Source organism: Halorubellus litoreus (assembly GCF_037081675.1).
Classification (GTDB): Archaea; Halobacteriota; Halobacteria; order Halobacteriales; family Natrialbaceae; genus Halorubellus; species Halorubellus litoreus.
In genome coordinates this window covers 1,216,699-1,230,912 of record NZ_JAZAQL010000001.1, presented here as the reverse complement: position 1 = coordinate 1,230,912, position 14,214 = coordinate 1,216,699, and the positions used below count along the sequence as shown (strand labels likewise).

At 70.4% G+C, this 14,214-nt stretch carries 15 protein-coding genes; 10 read left to right on the top strand and 5 right to left on the bottom strand.

What is annotated here, in order from left to right; genetic code table 11:
• The first annotated feature begins 45 nt into the window (after window positions 1-45).
• A complete protein-coding gene (locus VYJ16_RS06185) occupies window positions 46-291 on the top strand; it encodes an AbrB/MazE/SpoVT family DNA-binding domain-containing protein (protein WP_336349424.1) in 246 nt (81 codons plus the stop codon).
• Entirely contained in the window at window positions 292-714 is a 423-nt protein-coding gene (locus tag VYJ16_RS06180) for a type II toxin-antitoxin system VapC family toxin (protein ID WP_336349423.1), read from the top strand.
• 6 nt (window positions 715-720) lie between these two features.
• Here the strand turns inward: VYJ16_RS06180 and ligA are convergent, their stop codons facing one another.
• Together ligA and eif1A are read right to left on the bottom strand one after the other, a co-directional pair.
• On the bottom strand, window positions 721-2,793 hold the full coding sequence (ligA, locus tag VYJ16_RS06175; RefSeq protein WP_336349671.1) for an NAD-dependent DNA ligase LigA: 2,073 nt from the start codon (window positions 2,791-2,793) through the stop codon (window positions 721-723).
• Between the two features lie 195 nt (window positions 2,794-2,988).
• Window positions 2,989-3,279, bottom strand: coding sequence for a translation initiation factor eIF-1A (gene eif1A / locus VYJ16_RS06170; protein ID WP_336349422.1), 291 nt, complete (start codon window positions 3,277-3,279; stop codon window positions 2,989-2,991).
• Window positions 3,280-3,416: 137 nt separating this feature from the next.
• Between eif1A and VYJ16_RS06165 the strand changes: the two genes are divergently transcribed.
• The 3 genes from VYJ16_RS06165 (at window position 3,417) to VYJ16_RS06155 (ending at window position 4,345) form a co-directional block, all read left to right on the top strand.
• Window positions 3,417-3,635: a DUF7470 family protein gene (locus VYJ16_RS06165; protein ID WP_336349421.1), complete on the top strand. Its 219-nt coding sequence runs from the start codon at window positions 3,417-3,419 to the stop codon at window positions 3,633-3,635.
• Between the two features lie 167 nt (window positions 3,636-3,802).
• Complete coding sequence (locus VYJ16_RS06160; protein WP_336349420.1) at window positions 3,803-3,997, top strand: hypothetical protein; 195 nt, start codon at window positions 3,803-3,805, stop codon at window positions 3,995-3,997.
• 150 nt (window positions 3,998-4,147) lie between these two features.
• Window positions 4,148-4,345 carry a hypothetical protein gene (locus VYJ16_RS06155; RefSeq protein ID WP_336349419.1) on the top strand — a complete coding sequence of 66 codons (198 nt, stop codon included), beginning with the start codon at window positions 4,148-4,150 and terminating at the stop codon, window positions 4,343-4,345.
• A 45-nt stretch (window positions 4,346-4,390) separates the two neighbouring features.
• Here VYJ16_RS06155 and VYJ16_RS06150 read toward each other — a convergent pair whose 3' ends face one another.
• Window positions 4,391-6,406, bottom strand: coding sequence for a DUF460 domain-containing protein (locus VYJ16_RS06150; protein WP_336349418.1), 2,016 nt, complete (start codon window positions 6,404-6,406; stop codon window positions 4,391-4,393).
• 78 nt (window positions 6,407-6,484) lie between these two features.
• On the bottom strand, window positions 6,485-7,420 hold the full coding sequence (gene rnz, locus VYJ16_RS06145; protein WP_336349417.1) for a ribonuclease Z: 936 nt from the start codon (window positions 7,418-7,420) through the stop codon (window positions 6,485-6,487).
• Window positions 7,421-7,615: 195 nt separating this feature from the next.
• Here rnz and VYJ16_RS06140 point away from each other — a divergent pair, with 195 nt between their 5' ends.
• From VYJ16_RS06140 to VYJ16_RS06120, 5 genes are all read left to right on the top strand, one after another.
• The gene (locus VYJ16_RS06140) at window positions 7,616-8,935 is read left to right on the top strand and encodes a DUF4382 domain-containing protein (protein WP_336349416.1); all 1,320 of its coding nucleotides are present in this window, start codon (window positions 7,616-7,618) and stop codon (window positions 8,933-8,935) included.
• Window positions 8,936-9,102: 167 nt separating this feature from the next.
• Complete coding sequence (locus tag VYJ16_RS06135) at window positions 9,103-10,125, top strand: AAA family ATPase (protein WP_336349415.1); 1,023 nt, start codon at window positions 9,103-9,105, stop codon at window positions 10,123-10,125.
• 125 nt (window positions 10,126-10,250) lie between these two features.
• Entirely contained in the window at window positions 10,251-11,972 is a 1,722-nt protein-coding gene (locus tag VYJ16_RS06130) for a sensor histidine kinase (protein ID WP_336349414.1), read from the top strand.
• 155 nt (window positions 11,973-12,127) lie between these two features.
• Window positions 12,128-12,565, top strand: coding sequence for an acyl-CoA thioesterase (locus VYJ16_RS06125; RefSeq protein ID WP_336349413.1), 438 nt, complete (start codon window positions 12,128-12,130; stop codon window positions 12,563-12,565).
• Between the two features lie 68 nt (window positions 12,566-12,633).
• On the top strand, window positions 12,634-13,014 hold the full coding sequence (locus VYJ16_RS06120) for a hypothetical protein (RefSeq protein WP_336349412.1): 381 nt from the start codon (window positions 12,634-12,636) through the stop codon (window positions 13,012-13,014).
• Window positions 13,015-13,047: 33 nt separating this feature from the next.
• On the opposite strand, the gene VYJ16_RS06115 is transcribed toward VYJ16_RS06120, so the two are convergent.
• Window positions 13,048-14,208: a TIGR01177 family methyltransferase gene (locus VYJ16_RS06115; RefSeq protein ID WP_336349411.1), complete on the bottom strand. Its 1,161-nt coding sequence runs from the start codon at window positions 14,206-14,208 to the stop codon at window positions 13,048-13,050.
• Between the last annotated feature and the right edge of the window lie 6 nt (window positions 14,209-14,214).

Below are 14,214 nucleotides of genomic sequence, written 5' to 3'. Positions count from 1 at the left end.
ACATGTGGCGCAACATGTAACAGTGAGTGGACGGTACGTGCACGTATGGCTACGGGAGAGGCACCTGAGGAGACGAAGGTCAGCGAGCGGGGGATGGTGACGATTCCCGCTGCGATACGTCGTCACCTCGACATCGACGAGGGCGACAAACTGCGCTGGCAGGTCACGAGCGACGGCGCGCTCTCCGTGGAGGTCGTCCACCAGCGCGAGGGCGTCTTCGACGACTTCGAACCGGTCGACGTCGGCCGGACGAACGCCGTCGAAGCCGAGCGCGATTTCGGGGACGAGTAGATGCCGGTGCTTCTCGACACGAACGTCCTCTTCGCCACCGCCAGCGCCGGCGACGTCCACCACGACACCGCGAGCGAGATCGTCGTCGGCATCGACCACGGGGACCTCCCGACCGGTATCGTCACGAACTACGTCGTCGCGGAGACGCTCAACCTCACGCGCGAGAAACTCGGCCCCGACGCCGCGAACGCGCTCTTGGATCGACTGATCGAGGGCGCTCACTTCGAGATTCGGCACGCAGCCCAGGCCGACTTCACGGCTGCACAGGCACTGTTCCGACGGTATCCGTCGCTCTCGTTCGTCGACGCGACCATCGTTGCCGTCGCGCAGCGAACGGGCGAGGAGTACCTGTACTCGTTCGACGACGACTTCGACCGCGTCGAGACGGTCACGCGACTCGCGAGCCCGACCGACCCGTACTAGTCGCGCCTACTCGCCGGGCCACTCGGTGACGCCGCGCTCCTCGAGTACCTCGCGGAGTTCGGCTTCGTCGATGGTGGGGACGCCTTCGTCGTCGGCGTCGCTCGTCTTGCTGGCGCCTGGGTTGTCGCCGACGACGAGGTAGTCGGTGTTCCCGGAGACGCTCCCGGTCGCGCTCCCGCCGTGGGCTTCGACGACGTCCTCGAACGCGCTCCGTGAGGCCGAGAGCGAGCCGGTGAAGACGAACGTGAGCCCGTCGAGTTCCTCGCCCGCGACCCCCTCCGCTTCCAGTGGAGACACGTGCACGAGGAGGTCGTCGAGCACCGCCGCGTTCGCGTCGCTCGCGAAGAAGTCGACGAGTTGGGTGGCGACCGCGTCGCCGACGCCGTCGACCGCGGTGAGGGCGTCGCGGTCGTCGGTCGCGGCGGCCTGGCGGAGCGCGTCGAACGTCTCGAAGTGGCGCGCGAGCCGGTCGGCGAGCTCCGGGCCGACCTCCTGGATGCCCAGGGCCGCGAGGAAGTCCGCGAGCGCGGGCTCGCGGGTCGCGTCCAGTTCCGCGACGAGCTTCTCGGCGCTGCGCTCCCCCCAGCCCTCCAGTTCGCGGAGGTCGTCCTCGGTGAGCTCGTAGAGGTCAGCGACGCCGTCCGCGACGAGGCCCGCGTCGACGAGCTGGCTGACGGTCTCCTCGCCGAGGCCCTCGACGTCCAGTCCCTTCTCGCTCCCGTAGTACTCCACGGAGCGGCGGAGCTGCGCTGGACAGCCGAGGCCGCCCGTGCAGTACGCGATCGGGCCCTCGCGCTCCACGACGCTCCCGCAGACCGGGCACGAATCGGGGAGCTCGTACGGGCCGTCGCTGTTGCGTTCGACGACCTCCGCGACGTACGGGATGACGTCGCCAGCGCGCTGCACGCGCACGACGTCGCCGACGCCGACCCCCAGGTCCTCGACCTCGTCGAAGTTGTGGAGGCTCGCCCTGGAGACCGTCACCCCGCCGACGTCCACGGGTTCCAGGAGCGCCACGGGAGTGAGTCGCCCCGTCCGTCCGACCTGCACGGTGACGTTCGCGACCGGCGTCTCCTCGTCCCTGGCGGGGAACTTGTACGCCTTCGCCCACCGCGGCGCGCGCGCCGTCGCGCCCAACTCGTCGCGCTTCGCCGCCGAGTCGACCTTGACGACGACGCCGTCTATCTCGTAGTCCAGGTCGTCGCGTTCGGCGAGCAGGTCCTCGCGGTACCGGACGGCGGCGGCGACGTCCGCGCCCGTCTCCACGCGCCCGCAGACCGGGAGCCCAAGTTCGCGGAACGCCGACAGCGCCGCGCTGTGCGTGTCCCACGGCTCGCTCGACTCGAGGACGTCGAAGAAGAAGATCGAGAGCGGGCGCTCCGCGACGACCGTCGGGTCCTGCTGACGGATCGTTCCCGCGGTCGCGTTCCGCGGGTTCGCGAACGGGTCGTCGCCGCGCTCCACGCGCTCCGTGTTGTATTCGGTGAACGCCTCGCGGGGCATGTAGACCTCGCCGCGGACCGCGAGAAACTCGGGGTAGTCGCCCCGGAGCCGCTGGGGGATGGCGGCGATGGTCCTGGCGTTCCGCGTCACGTCGTCGCCCTCGTAGCCGTCGCCCCTCGTGGTCGCTCGCACGAGCTCGCCGTCCTCGTACACGACCTCGAGGCTCACGCCGTCGAACTTCGGCTCCAGCACGTACTCGACGTCGCCGACCTGCCGGCGGACGCGGTCGTCGAACTCGCGGACGCCCGCGGCGTCGTCCGTGTGGTCGATGGAGAGCATCGGTGCGACGTGCTCGACGGTGTCGAACGCGTCGACGGGTTCGCCGCCGACGCGGTTCGACGGCGACCCCTCGACAGCGAGGTCGAACGCGGCCTCCAGGTCGAGCAACCGCTGGAACAACCGGTCGTACGCGCGGTCCGCGACTACGGGGTCGTGGTCGACGTAGTACCGATAGTCGTGGAACTGGATGGCCTCGCGGAGCGCTTCGGCCTGCTCGCGCGCCGCCGCCTCGTCGAGCTCCTCGACCGGCTCGAACGCGGTGTCGGGGTCGGCCACGTATGGATTGTCCACCGGCACGTCACCGGCGTCACCGGTCCCGGCGCCGTGGGTCCCGGCGTCGCTGGCGCCGTCGTCCTCGCCCCCATCACCGTCCGCCGTCGTCTCGCTCGCGTCGCTCGAAGTCACTACCCGTCGCTACGCCCGCATCCGCCTAAAACGCTCGCAGTTCCGGTCGCTATCCCTCGGCGAGCGCGACCACGCGTCGAGAACGAGTCAGTTGATGTGGCCTTCCTCGCGCAACTGGTCGGCGTCCTGGTTCTCGTACCGGTACGTGATGTCGGCCTTCTCGTCCTGCCAGTCCCACGGGTCGACGAGGACGACGTCGTCCTCGCGGATCCAGACGCGCTTCTGCATCTTCCCGGGGATGCGAGCGGTGCGCTCCACGCCGTCCGCGCACCTGACTTTCACCCGGTTCGCGCCGAGCATATCCGTCACGGTAGCGAACACCTCGTCGTCGTCGGGCATCCGGAGGTCGTTCCGTCCCCCGTCGTCGTTGTCGCTCATACGTTCCGCTTCTCACGCGACGTTTTTAACTATTCGCTCGCGGTCGACGCACCCCCCGCGTGCGGCACCGTCAAACCGCCCCGGCGTCCGACCGTGGACCGGCAGGTTTAGGCCGTCCCGCCAAGCAATCGGGGGACATGAGTCAACGAAGTGGCGGTCTCGGTCGCATGGGGAAGATGCTCGGCGTCTCCGGATTCCTCGGCCTGCTGTGCATCCTCGGCGGCATCGCAGCCATCGCCAGCCAGAACCTCATCATCGGCGGCGGCGTCGCGCTCGTCCTCGCCGGCCTCGGCCTGTTCGTCCGCGCCCTCGTCTCCGGCCTCATGGGGATGATGGGTATGGGCGGCATGATGTGACGCAGGTCGAGTGCGCCGTATCGGCTCGACGAAGCTATTCTCACGCCGCGCTTTCCGCCTCGGTGCGGACCGCGAACGGAACCCTCTCGCGGCGAAGCAACCGATACTTACGCCGACGAACCAGTCCATTCGGTGGTTTTTTCGCCTGGATATCACATCCTCCGAGTATGGACTCTCCATCCGAAGCGACGTCCGGTTTTCTCCCCCGGTTCGCGCTGCAGCTTCCGGTGGTTATCGCTGTGACTGTGGCAGTCACGGCCTCGTCACTGTACGTTTCGGTAATCCTAGCCGCGGTCATCGGGCTCTTGCTCGGGGCCGTCGTCGCCGTCCTCGTCTCGGCTCTCGCAACGTTCGTCGGCTGATGCGGCCGACACATGCGAGGTAGCCTCGTCACGTCGACCGGTCGCGTCTACCGGTTCGGTCGTCGACGGTCATCGCGGCGTCGACGCCGAGCAGCGACTTCGTTTCGCCGCCGAGGGTGGTTTGATACCGTTCCTCGCCTAGAGGACGGTATGGACACCGACCAGTTGAAGGAACTCGTTCCGCACTACCTCGCGATGATCATCCTCGTCTTCGGCGTTCTCACGGTTCTTCGAACGGCGGTGGGCGACATCGGCTTCTGGGGCGAACTCGCCGTCGTCGTCGCACTCGCGTTCCTGTACCGTCCCGTCGTCCTCCGGCTCGGCGTCGCCCCGAGCCCCTGGAAGTAAGCACCCGCAGATTGGCGGCCGCCGGCGACTCGCCTGCCGCGCCGTCTAGCTCCGCCGCTGCTCTTTCTTCGTCTCCGCGCGATGCTCGCTGATGAGCTGGTCGAGCTGCTCGGCCTTCCGCTCTTTGCGACGTTCCTCGGCGCGGTCGTGCCAGTCCGCGACGACAGCTTCGACGTCGTCCTCGCGGGCGACCGCGAGCTCGTCGACCTCCTGCATCGCGACGTCCTCGGCGGGTCCGACCGGTATCTCCGCGTCGAACAGCACCGAATCCGCCGCGTCCGACAGCCCGCCGTCGCCGACGAGCACCACGCGCGGGTCGAAGGCCGCGAGCTTCTCCGCGGTCGACCGCCCGGCGCCCGCCGCGTTCCGCAGGAACACGACGTCGTCGGTCGCGAACCCGTAGGCCTCGTGGGCGTCGTCGATGGCGGCCTTCGTGAACTCGTTCACGGGCTTGACGGGCACCAGGCCCTTCTTCTTCTCCTCGACGTCCGCGAAGTTCGAGTGGTCGAGCTTCCAGAGTTCCTTGAGGCGCGCGAGCTTCCCCTCTAGTTCGTCGATGCGGTCGTCGCGCTCGTCGATGTCGCGCTCCAGCGCGTCGTTCCGGCGCTTCAGCCGCGACACGGTCCGGCGCTCGCGTGCGTCCCGGCGCTCCTCGCGGCGGGACTCCTCCAGTTCCCCCTCCAGCTCCTCGATGCGGTCGTCCTTCTCGTCGACCGTCTCCTCGAGGCTCGCGACGTGGTCCTGGAGGCGCTCCACCTGGCGCTCCAGGGTCCTGATGCGCTTCTCCTCCGCGCTCAGCTCGCGCTCGACGTGCTCGCTCCCGTCGTCGCCGCCGTCGCCGTCACCGCCGTCGTCGGTGAGGTCCGCGACGACCGCCTCCACGGACTCCTCCCCAGCGACGACGCGCGCCGTGACCTCGCCACGGTCGAGTCGCGGCGGCGTCTTCCGGGCCACGCGCTCGAACTGGTCCTCGTGGTCGTCGAACGCGAACAACGCCGCCGCGAGCGCGTCTCGCTCGTGGTCGTTCTCGTACCCCTCCGAACGCGTCCGATGCTGTTTCTCGTCGACCGGCAGGTCGCTGCTCGGTATCCACCCGGCGGCGTCGAAGCTCCGCCGTATCTTCTCGACCGTGTTCGGCATCGGCTCCACGTCCGCCGCGACCACGATGGGGCGCCCGCGTTCGACGATCCACTCGATGACCGCCGCCGTATCGGCGGTCCGCGTGGAGAGGACGTCGAGCACGCTCCCGTCGAGGCCGACGATGGCGACCGCGGTCGTCGTCCCGGGGTCGACGCCGACGATGACGTGGTCGCGGCGCTTCGCGAGCGGCTCGAACTCGATGCCATCGCGCCGCTCGCGCTCGATCTCCACGCGGACGTCACCGGACCGATGCCGGCTCACGGGGATGTCCTGCGGGCGGCCCTCGACGTGGAACAGCGCCTGCGAGAACCCGCCGTACTTCTCGGTGACCTCGCGCTCGTACTCGAGGCCAGCGCCGTCGAGCTCGCGCTCGACCTCGCGAGCCCGCGTCTTCACGCTCCCGTGGATGCGCCGCGTGTACCGGTCCTCGGACCAACCGCCCTTCCCCGTGGAGCGGCCGCGCGAGACCTTCACGGTGGTCTCGTCGGTGAACGCGGACACCTCCACGCCGACGTTCGCCGCCGCCAGCCTAGCTGCGGCCTCGGCCTCCTGCATCGGATCCTTCCCGTACGGCACGCCGTGGCGTTTCGCCACCCTGGAGAGGGGCTCGGGTTGCTCGGCGCCCGTGACCTGCACGAGCTTCGTGCCCGCCGGGAGCTCGCCGAGGAAGTGCACGAGGGCGTCCTTGTCCGCGGCGAGCTCGTACATGTTGTCCGTCGCGACGATACCCGGCTCCTCGCTGGCGATGCGCCGCCGGAGCTTCCGGAGGGTGACGACGTCGCGCTCGACGTCGTACCCGTCGCCGTCCGCGCTCGACTCGAGCACGACGAGCGCGTACGACGGCGCGTCCCCGCGCACGTCCCCGCTCTGGACGTCCACGCCGAAGACGACGCTGTCCAGTGCGCTGGTTCTCGCACTCACTGCCCGGGCGTAGGGGCGAGACGCAGATAAGTTCCGCGGGGGTGGCGGTTTCGAGCGACGACCGGCCGCGCTCGACGGTCAGTCGTCGGCGTCGGGGAACGGCACGTCGAACGTCTCGCCGTCGCTCGGCACCCACGACTCGCCGTCGAACTCGCCCGCGGCCTCGGCTTCGTGCGCGGAGACGTCGCCCGCGTACCGCGAGGAGATGTGGACGAGCGCGAGCCGCCTCGCACCCGCCTGCCGGGCGATACTCCCGGCCTGCGCGGCCGTCGAGTGCGCGGTCGACGCGGCGCGGTCCTCGCACTCGTCGGTGAACGTCGCGTCGTGCACGAGCAGGTCCGCGTCCGCGGCCGCCTCGACCGTGCTCCCCGTCGGCGTCGTGTCGCCCGTGTAGACGACGGTGCGGCCAGGGCGGGGGTCGCCGACGACCGCGTCCGGGTCGACGACGGTCCCGTCCTCGAGTTCGACCGACTCGCCGCGGTGGAGCTGCGAGTACTTCGGCCCGGGTTCGATACCGAGTTCCTCCTCGGCCTTCTCGCGGTCGAACCGGCCCTTCCGGTCGTCCTCCACGATCGCGTACCCGACCGCGTTCGTCCGGTGATTCACGTCGAACGCGCGGACCTCGTACCCGTCGCCGTCGAGCGCGACGTCGCCCGCGCGCACCTCCTTCACGCGAACCGGGAAGCTCGGGGTGTTCCCCGTCGCGTTCAGGAGTCGCTTCGCGGTCGAGCGTTCGCCCGCCGGGACGTGCACGGCGAGCGGTCGCTCGCGTTCGTTGAAGTCCATCGTCTGGGTGAGGCCGGGAATCCCCAGGACGTGGTCGCCGTGCGTGTGCGTGACGAACAGGTGGTCGACGCCGAACCCGGTGCCGTACCGCATCATCTGGCGCTGGGTGCCCTCGCCGCAGTCGAAGAGGAGGTCGTCGCCCTCGCGGGACACGAACAGCGCGGCCGGATTCCGTTCAGTGGTCGGGATCGCCCCGCTCGTCCCGAGGAACGTCACGCGTAACGACATGCTCGCGTGACTCTCGTGGGGCCACGGGGAAACCCGTATCGGAACGAACCCGCCGACCGGGCTCGCGGAGCGGACCGCCGCCGCGCCGCCCGGTTTCGCGGACGGTTCGCGTCCGTTCAAACCGTTCACGCCTACTGAATTGGGCCGAACGTTCTGGCCAGGTTATGACCAAGTAGGCACTACGTACTCTCGACGATGACCACGAAGAAGGCGATCGGTGCGGTCGCCGTGGCAGCCCTCCTCGTCCTGGCGGGCTGTTCGACGGCCGTGCCGGGCACGACGACGCAAGCACAGGCGACGACCGACGACGGCGAGGCCGGCTCGATGGACGCGAGCGACTCGGCGGCCCTCACGTTCTACGTGAGCGACCGCCCGGGCGCCATCGAGGACTTCGAGCACCTGAACGTCACCATCACGAAGATCGGCCTGCACGAGGCCGGCGGTGACGACGCCGAGGAGACCGAGTCGGCGAACGAGACGAGCGAGTCGGCGGACGACACGACCGAGGCGGACGCGAACGCCGACGTCGGCGACGTCGACACCACGACGGTCGACGACCCGAACGAGACGACCGTCGAGATGAACGACACCGAGACCGAGGACTCCGAGGAGACCGAGGAGCCCGAAGAGACGGAGGAACCCGAGGAGACCGAGGAGCCCGAAGAGACCGAAGACGAGGAGTCTGAAGGCGAGGAGTCCGAGGAAGCCGAATCCGAGGACGACGACGCCGAGGACTCCGAGGAGGACGGCTGGGTGATGCACGACGTCGACAACGAGACGGTCGACCTGACGAAGCTCAAGGGCGCGAACGCGACCGCCATCTCGAACGTCTCGGTGCCCGCCGGCGAGTACGACAAGGTGTTCGTGTACGTCAGCGACATCAACGCGACGCTCACGAACGGCGAGTCCGTGAACGTGAAGCTCCCGAGTTCGAAGCTCCAGATCAACAAGAACTTCGAGCTGTCGGCGAACTCGTCGCCGGACTTCGTGTTCGACATCAACGTCCACAAGGCCGGGAACTCCGGGAAGTACATCCTCCGGCCGGTCGTGAGCGAGTCCGGGACGGGCGACCAGGTCGCGATCGAGAAGGTGAACAAGAACGGGAAGCCCGAGAACCCCGGGAACAGCGGCGCGAAGGGGAAGGACAAGGGCGACGACGATGACGACGACGGCGACGAGACCGAGGACGACGAGTCCGAGACCGAGCGCGCGCTCGACGCGACGCTCGACGGGAAGGTCCGCGCCGGCGAGACGGTGACGCTCTCGGTGACGGACGCGAACGGGTCGGTCGCGAACGCGACCGTCGCCGTGAACGGCGAGACCGTCGGCGAGACCAGTTCCGATGGAACGCTCGCGTTCGAGGTTCCCGACACCGAGGAGCTCGAGGTGACGGTGACCAGCGGCGACGCCGAGGTCGAACTCGAACGCAAAGTGAAGGGCGGTGCGGGCGGCGGGAACGGCAACGGTAGCGTGACCGCGCAATCGCTCGGCGGGCACGCGCTCGCCGCGGTCTAACCGCGAACGACGCCCTGTCCCCGCGTATTCTTCCGTTCTCCACGACCCCACAGCGGCGCGTCGCGGCGCGCGGTGACTCCGTGCGGGCGCGCGGCGTCGACTCGGTGGACGACGACGCCGTGACGTAACCGACAGATTCGTACCGCGGCCGCGACTACGTCGTCGTGATGGACGCGCCGCTGTGGACGGACCGACACGCGCCGACGCTCGCGGACCTCCCGCAGGAGGACGCTCGCGAGTACCTCCAGCACGCCGTGGACGACCCGATAAACCTCGTGCTGTACGGGCCGGCGGGCGTCGGGAAGACCGCCGCTGCGCGAGCGCTCGCGCGAGAGAGTCACGCTGACCCGGAGAACGACCTCGTGGAGATCAACGTCGCGGACTTCTTCGACCGGACGAAGAAGGAGATCACGAACGACCCGCGGTTCGCGTCGTTCCTCCGTGGGAAGTCCCACCTGTCGAAGCGCGACATGATCAATCACGTCCTGAAGGAGAGTGCGAGCTATCAGCCGGTCTCGGGGCACTACAAGACGGTCGTGCTGGATAACGCGGAGGCGGTCCGCATCGACTTCCAGCAGGCCTTGCGGCGCGTGATGGAGCAGTACCACGAGGCGACGCAGTTCGTGGTGACGACGCGGCAGCCGACGAAGCTCATCCCGCCGATCCGCTCGCGGTGCTTCCCGGTGTCGATGCCGGCGGCGAGTCACGGCGCGCTCGTGGACGTCCTCGAGCGCGTCTGCGAGCGCGAGGGCGTCGAGTACGACGCGGACGGCCTGGAGTACGTCGCCGGGTTCGCGGACGGTGACGTCCGCGAGGCGGTGCTGGCGGCGCAGACGACGTACGAGGGCGAGGGCGAGGTGTCGATGCAGGCGGCGTACGAGACGCTCGGGGACGTCGCGCACGAGGAGCAGGTCCAGGAGATGCTGGACGCCGCCGAAGCCGGCGAGTTCACGGACGCTCGTGGTGTGCTCGACGACCTGCTCGTCGACGAGGGGTACGAGGGCGGGGAGGTCCTCGAGGTCGTGCTCGACGAGGCCAGGTCGCGGTACGACGGCGACAGGCTGGCGACGCTGTACGAGCTCGCGGGCCAGATCGACTTCGACATGACCGAGGGGTCGAGCGACCGCGTGCACCTCTCGCACCTGCTCGCGGAACTCGGCCGCGAGGACGGGCCGCGCGTCGACGCCTGAGGACTCCTGGCGCCTCGGTGCCGTCACTTCGAGAGCGCTCGGACCCGCTCGAAACCAACTCTGGGCTTGCATATTCATGGCGGTTCGCCGTCACGATTAGGTTCGTCTAGCGACAGCGTACGTTCGTGCTCCCGACGACGCCAGTCGCGTGGTTCGCGCTCGGCGCGACGCTCATGGGTGCAGCCCTGAGTTACGCCGTCGGCTACGTCGCGTGGCGTCGCGAGGCCGACGCGCCACGGGTCCGCGGGTACGCGAGCTACGTCGCCGTGGGCGGTACGTGGGGGCTCGCGTACGCGCTCGTGCTCCTCAGCCCCACCACGCCTCTCGCGTTCGCGTTCGACGTCCTCCGCGCGACGACGGCGACGGCGACCGCGTGGCTGTTCCTGCTGTTCGTCGCGAACTACACGGGACACCGCGACCGCCTGGAACGACCGCTCAGGCTCCTGCTCGCCGTCGACGTCGTCGGCTACACCGTCGTGTACGCCACCGAACCGTGGCACGGGCTCCTGTTCGCCGAGGAGGTGCGTGCCGTGACCGTCGACGGCCTGACCGTCCTCACGCAGGTGCCGTCGCTCGCGTTCACGCTGCACTTCCTGTTCGTCGTCGGCGCCGTCCTCTACGGGGTCGTACTCCTCGCGAGGTACGCGTTCGCGGCGCGGAACGTCTACCGCGAGCAGACCACCGCCGTCCTCCTCGGAACGACGGTGACGCTCGCCGGCGCGGTCGCGGTCGCGTTCAACCTCGCCGGGAGCGGGAACTGGCAGTACTTCGACCCGACGCCGTTCGCGTTCGCCCTGAACGGCGTCGTCATCGGGTGGGCGCTCCTCCGCCTCGACTTCCTGACGGTCGGCCCGCTCGCGGCGAACACGCTCATCGCGGAGATGACGGACGCCGTGTTCGTCCTCGACGACGACGACCGCGTCGTCGACGCGAACCCGACCGCGGCGGCGCTCGTCGACGGCGACCCCATCGACCGGGAACTCGCCGCGGTCCTCCCGGGCGTCGCGGCCGCCGTCGAGTCCGGGGAGAGCGTCGAACTACCGGCGCCCGACGACGTCACCGAGACTGCGGTGTACGACGTGAACGTCTCGCCGCTGCTCGGGCCGTACGACGTCCGCCGCGGGTCGCTGCTCGTGCTCCGGGACGTCACCGAGCGCACCGAACGCGAACGCCTCCTGGAGCGCCGGAACGAGCAACTCGACGAGTTCGCGAACGTCGTCAGTCACGACCTCCGGAACCCGCTCGGGGTCGCGAAAGGGTACGCCGAGCTCGCCGCTGAGACCGGCGACGAGGACGCCATCGAGGAGGTCCGGCGCGCGCTCGACCGGATGGACGACCTCGTCGAGGACGTCCTCGCGCTCGCGCGCAACGACCGGGACGCCGTCGACCCGGAGCCGGTCGAACTCGCCGCCGCCGCCCGGTCCGCGTGGCAGTCCGTCGAGACCGACGCCGGGACGCTCGACGTGACCGACGACGCGGTGGTGCTCGCGGACCGGTCGCGGCTCCTGCAGGCGTTCGAGAACCTGTTCCGGAACGCGATGGAGCACGGCGCGACCGGGACGCGCTCGGACGGCGGCGCGACCGACGCGCCCGGCGTCCGCGTCACCGTCGGTGTGATCGACGACGACGCGGGGTTCTTCGTCGCGGACGACGGCCCGGGCATCCCCGAGAGCGACCGCGACGCGGTGTTCGAGTCCGGGTACTCGACGGCCGGCGACGGGACGGGGTACGGGCTCGCCATCGTCGAACGCGTCGCCGACGGTCACGGTTGGCGCGTCCATCTCGCCGAGAGCGTCGACGGTGGCGCGCGCTTCGAGTTCCGGGGCGTCGACCGCGTCGACGACTGACTCGCGAGGCGTCCGACCGGGGCGAGCGCGGTTGCGTCGGCTGGTCGTGGCCGCGCCCGGGGTTTTTACGGTGGGCCGCGGCCGCGCCCGGGGTTTTTACGGTGGGCCGCGGCCGCGCCCGGGGTTTTTGCGGTGGGTGCGCGAACGGTCGAGGTATGCCGACGCTCGCCGAGACGTACATCGAGAACCGCCAGCGCGTCCAGCCGAACCACGCGAACAACTACGACGCCGTCCACGGCGGGAACCTGATGAAGTGGATGGACGAGGTGGGGGCGATGAGCGCGATGCGGTTCGCGGGCGCGCCGTGCGTGACCGCGGCCGTCGACGAGTTCAGCTTCGAACGCCCGATCCCGGTCGGTGACACTGCCGTCATCGAGGCGTACGTGTTCGACGCGGGCCGGACGAGCGTCCGCGTCTTCCTGCGCGCGCACCGCGAGGACCCCTTGACGGGCGAGACCGCGAAGACCACGGCGGCGTGCTTCACGTTCGTCGCCGTCGACGAGGACGGGAAGCCGACGGGCGTGCCGGCGCTCGACGTCGACTCGGAGGAGGAACGCGAGCTGCAGGCGACCGCGCGCGACAGCGTGGCGTGATCGTGATCCGCGCGCGGGTCGCGTCGAGCGACAAAAGACCTATTCTGCGCGCTCTCGCAGGGGGTCGCATGACCGACCTGGGTCGCTTCGAGCGCGTCGGCGTCGCCGCGGGCGTCGCGCTCGTCGCGGTGTTCGTCGTCGCGCTCCTCGCGGACGCCGTCGCGACGGACGCTCGGACCGCGTTCGTCGTCGCCGTCCTCGCACTCGGCGCGCTCGCGGGCGTCGTCGCCGCGACGACGGGCGTCCTCGCGTACGAGACCGTGTGGGCGTTCGCGCTCGGCGCGTGGCTCGTCGCCGTCCCGTTCGTCTCGCTCGCGCCCGAGGGCCGCATCGCGGTGCTCGTCGCGTCGAACGTCTTCCTCGACGACGCGGGCTACCGCGTGCTCGTGCTCGCCGTCGCGAGCCTCGGTGGCGTGGTCGTCGCCGCGGGCTACGGCCGGTACGCGTAGCTCACGGCCCAGAAACCGTCGCCGGAACTGCGGTCAGACGGCGCGGGCGTCGACGCCGTCGTCGTCGTCGAGCACGAGCACGTACCGGTCGAGGCTCGCGTGCACGCGCCGCTGGAACGCCGCGTCGACCGTCCAGCCGGCGTCCCGGGCGGCGTCGCGCCAGTCGCGGTCGGCGACGAGCACGCAGCGGTCCGCGACCCGACGGCTCTCGCGGAGTGCGCCCGCGACGAGGTCGTCGAGCGCGTGCGTCTCGATCTTCGACTGGCGGCCGTACGGCGCGTCGAACACCACGCCGCTGACGGCGTCGTCGCGGAGCGCGAGCCGGGTCGCGTCGCCGCGCATCGTCGCCCAGTCGCCCGGGTTCGGGCGGTCCGCGGTGTCGGCAGGAGCACGGTCGCCGTCGAGGAACGCGGCGAGGTTCTCGCGCGCCCCGCGCGCCATCTTCGACTGCGCGTCGACGCCGAGGACGTCCGCGCCGACGAGCCCCGCCTCGACGAGCACGCCACCGGTCCCGCACATCGGGTCGAGCACGGTCGCACCGGGGCGCGCGCCGGCGAGGTTCGCTATCGCGCGCGCCAGCAGCGGGTCCATGCTCCCCGGCTGGAAGAACGGGCGGTCCGTCGGCTTCCGGTCGCCGAAGTCACGGACCGACGCCGCGGTCTCCCAGCCGACCGCGCAGACGCCTCCGTCGCCACGCGCCGCGTCGCCGGGCGCGCGCTCCGCGCCGGTGTCGCCGTCGCCCGCCTCGTCGACGGCGTCGCGGGCGTCGCCCGCTCGACTGTCCGAGGCGCGCGGCGCCTCGTCATCCGGCGCGAACGCGACGCGCAGGACGTTGTCGGGGTCGTCGAGGTCGACGTCGAACCCGCGGTCGACGAGCACCCCGCCGAGTTCGCGCTCCGCGTCGCTCGTCGACACGCCCGTGGCGCCGCGGACGTCCCGCGCGCGAACCGCGACCGAGCCCTCGCGCGCCAGCGGTGCGGCGTCGAGGAGCGCGCGCGCCGACGCGACCGAGGCGTCGCCGGTCCCGACGAGCTCGCTCGCGCGCCGGGTATACGCCAGCCCGCGGACGCGTTCGGCGACGACCGCGTCCGCGGTCGCGAGGCCGACGCCGAGGCGTTCGACGCCCGTCGCTGCCGTCGCCGCCTCGCGGCGCGCGAACGCGTCGTCCTCGCCGCCGAGTTCCAGCAGGTACACGACCGC

Bases quoted from the DNA above. Each gene is read 5' to 3' on its own strand.
- eif1A (WP_336349422.1), bottom strand. From the start codon at position 3,279: ATGAGCGACAACGACGACGGGGGACGGAACGACCTCCGGATGCCCGAC.
- VYJ16_RS06160 (WP_336349420.1), top strand. From the start codon at position 3,803: ATGGACTCTCCATCCGAAGCGACGTCCGGTTTTCTCCCCCGGTTCGCG.
- VYJ16_RS06120 (WP_336349412.1), top strand. From the start codon at position 12,634: ATGACCGACCTGGGTCGCTTCGAGCGCGTCGGCGTCGCCGCGGGCGTC.
- VYJ16_RS06135 (WP_336349415.1), top strand. From the start codon at position 9,103: ATGGACGCGCCGCTGTGGACGGACCGACACGCGCCGACGCTCGCGGAC.
- VYJ16_RS06125 (WP_336349413.1), top strand. From the start codon at position 12,128: ATGCCGACGCTCGCCGAGACGTACATCGAGAACCGCCAGCGCGTCCAG.
- VYJ16_RS06180 (WP_336349423.1), top strand. From the start codon at position 292: ATGCCGGTGCTTCTCGACACGAACGTCCTCTTCGCCACCGCCAGCGCC.
- rnz (WP_336349417.1), bottom strand. From the start codon at position 7,420: ATGTCGTTACGCGTGACGTTCCTCGGGACGAGCGGGGCGATCCCGACC.
- VYJ16_RS06185 (WP_336349424.1), top strand. From the start codon at position 46: ATGGCTACGGGAGAGGCACCTGAGGAGACGAAGGTCAGCGAGCGGGGG.
- VYJ16_RS06165 (WP_336349421.1), top strand. From the start codon at position 3,417: ATGAGTCAACGAAGTGGCGGTCTCGGTCGCATGGGGAAGATGCTCGGC.
- VYJ16_RS06155 (WP_336349419.1), top strand. From the start codon at position 4,148: ATGGACACCGACCAGTTGAAGGAACTCGTTCCGCACTACCTCGCGATG.
- VYJ16_RS06140 (WP_336349416.1), top strand. From the start codon at position 7,616: ATGACCACGAAGAAGGCGATCGGTGCGGTCGCCGTGGCAGCCCTCCTC.